This window comes from Liquorilactobacillus satsumensis DSM 16230 = JCM 12392, from assembly GCF_001435195.1.
Taxonomy (GTDB): domain Bacteria; phylum Bacillota; class Bacilli; order Lactobacillales; family Lactobacillaceae; genus Liquorilactobacillus; species Liquorilactobacillus satsumensis.
This window is the reverse complement of sequence record NZ_AZFQ01000032.1, coordinates 1-2082: the sequence shown is the minus strand read 5'-3', so window position 1 is coordinate 2082 and position 2082 is coordinate 1. Positions and strand designations below refer to the sequence as shown.

Annotated in this window: 3 protein-coding genes; all 3 read left to right on the top strand. The window is 37.7% G+C overall.

Features of this window, described 5'->3' with window-relative positions; translation table 11 throughout:
• Window positions 1-207: 207 nt before the first annotated feature.
• The 3 genes from FD50_RS03845 (at window position 208) to FD50_RS03835 (ending at window position 2007) form a co-directional block, all read left to right on the top strand.
• Window positions 208-1149, top strand: coding sequence for an aldo/keto reductase (locus FD50_RS03845; RefSeq protein ID WP_056960398.1), 942 nt, complete (start codon window positions 208-210; stop codon window positions 1147-1149).
• A gap of 247 nt (window positions 1150-1396) precedes the next feature.
• Window positions 1397-1660, top strand: a complete 264-nt coding sequence (locus tag FD50_RS03840) for an AbrB/MazE/SpoVT family DNA-binding domain-containing protein (protein WP_056960396.1) — start codon at window positions 1397-1399, stop codon at window positions 1658-1660.
• Complete coding sequence (locus tag FD50_RS03835) at window positions 1660-2007, top strand: type II toxin-antitoxin system PemK/MazF family toxin (protein ID WP_017867064.1); 348 nt, start codon at window positions 1660-1662, stop codon at window positions 2005-2007. Before FD50_RS03840 ends, FD50_RS03835 begins: the two co-directional genes overlap by 1 nt.
• The last annotated feature ends 75 nt before the right edge of the window (window positions 2008-2082 follow it).

Sequence of the window (2082 nt, the reverse complement as noted above, 5' to 3'; positions counted from 1 at the left end):
CGATTTATTCATTATACGCTCTCTTAAAAGTTGTCTCAGGAATCAGCTTACATCCATTAGCGGATAATTGCTTCTAACGAGACAAAGATTTTAAGTTTGATAAGATCAACTTTGTTGAATTTGGTTCCAAGTTTTTATCGTTTTGAAATTGTCTTTAATTGTTTTATACTTGCCATAAGTATTAGAGATGAAAGGAAGGATATTTTAATGAAACAAGTCAAAATTGGTGGTTCTGGTTTTACAGGTTCTGAGGTCATTTTGGGCATTATGCGCATTGCACCCCTAAGTGTCGACGATGCGGTTACTGTTTTAGAAACTGCCAAGGACTTAGGTATTAATTATATTGATGCCGCGGACGTCTACGATGCCGGGAAGGCTGAAGAAAGGTTTGGCCAAGCGCTTAAAAAATCATCTTTGTCACGAGATGACTTCTTTATTCAATCTAAAGGCGGAATTTATCGTAATCCTGAACGTAATAATGAGATCACACGTTATGACTTTTCAAAAAAGCATTTACTCGAAACTGTTGATGGCATGCTCGAAAGGATGGGTATTGACTATCTAGATAGTTTCTTGCTCCACCGTCCTGATGCATTAATGGACCCAGCCGAAGTTGCAGCGGCTTTTGATGAATTACAAAGCTCTGGAAAGGTCCGGCATTTTGGCGTATCTAACATGAACCCTGGTCAAGTGGACTTAGTTCAATCAGCTGTCAATCAAAAACTACTGATCAATCAGTTGCAATTTGGTGTAATGCACACAGGTCCGATCGATCGTGATATTCACACAAACATGACGGACGCTAGAAGTATTGATCATGATGGCGGATTATTAGAGTATTCACAACTTCACAACATGACGATCCAAGCATGGTCGCCCTTCCAATATGGTCAGATCGAAGGGACATTCATTGACAATCCTGATTTTCCTAAAGTTAATGATAAACTGCAAGAATTAGCAGATAAATACAGTGTATCTAAAAATGCCATTGCTGCTGCCTGGATCTTGCGGCACCCTGCAAAACTACAAGTGATCGCTGGTACAATGAACCCTGCTCATTTACGCGATACAGTAGATGGCACTAAGGTTAAACTAACAGCTCAGGAATGGTACGACGTTTACTTGGCTGCAGGTAATGATCTGCCCTAAACTATTTTTCGCTTAAACATGTGAAAAGCTCCCTTTTCAGGTTACTTGCCTGAAGTCGTGGTTATGTCAAATAGACTCACTCTAAAATTGAGTGAGTTTATTTTTATACAAAAAAAAGAACCTCTTAACGCTCACTTTAAACTGTTTTCTCTAAACTTCGTCCTGATTATTAACGTTGATCAAGGATTGTCTTCCTCTTTTAACTATGTTATTATTTAAGTAAGGAAAAAGTAAGGAGTTGATTTATATGAATACTAACGATTCAACTACCGTTCGTTCAAAGATTACGAGTAAAAATCAGGTAACTATTCCTAAAACCGTGCGTAATCTTTTAGATCTTCAATCTAGTGACGTTATTGAATGGAAAATCTCCCCTAATGGCACAATTACTATTATCCCTAGTAAACCCGATCTGTGGCAAACTGTTGCAGCACAAGAAAAACAATTTGGTAACCTATCTACTCCAGAACTCGACTGGGGACCAGATGTAGAAAGTGAAGATTTTGATTAATGAAATTAACTCAAGGTGACATTTTATGGATTGATTTAAACCCCGCTAAAGGCACTGAAACTAAAAAGAAGCGCCCTTGTTTGGTTATCAGTAACGCTCACTACAACCAATATTTTAATACTGTGATTGTGGTACCAATTAGTACTTCTGCAAAATATTGGCAGGTGGAAAAGTATGCTAAATCTCCACTTTTTGTGGAGATCAACCATAATAAGATTCATGGAACAGCTTTATTGCAACATGTTCGTGCTATTGACCCCACTAAACGTTCAAACGGACAAGTTGAAGCAACTTTAAAGCCTGAGGAAATACAACTTATTACCTCTAGAATCCGTCAATTTTTTTAGCGCTATTTAGTTCCCAAGTGGTTCTGGTGCAAAATTTTTCAGGTAAACTTATTTTGAGTATAATTAGCCTAAAAA

Coding starts and splice junctions, on each gene's coding strand:
- FD50_RS03845 (WP_056960398.1), top strand. CDS start 208: ATGAAACAAGTCAAAATTGGTGGTTCTGGTTTTACAGGTTCTGAGGTC.
- FD50_RS03840 (WP_056960396.1), top strand. CDS start 1,397: ATGAATACTAACGATTCAACTACCGTTCGTTCAAAGATTACGAGTAAA.
- FD50_RS03835 (WP_017867064.1), top strand. CDS start 1,660: ATGAAATTAACTCAAGGTGACATTTTATGGATTGATTTAAACCCCGCT.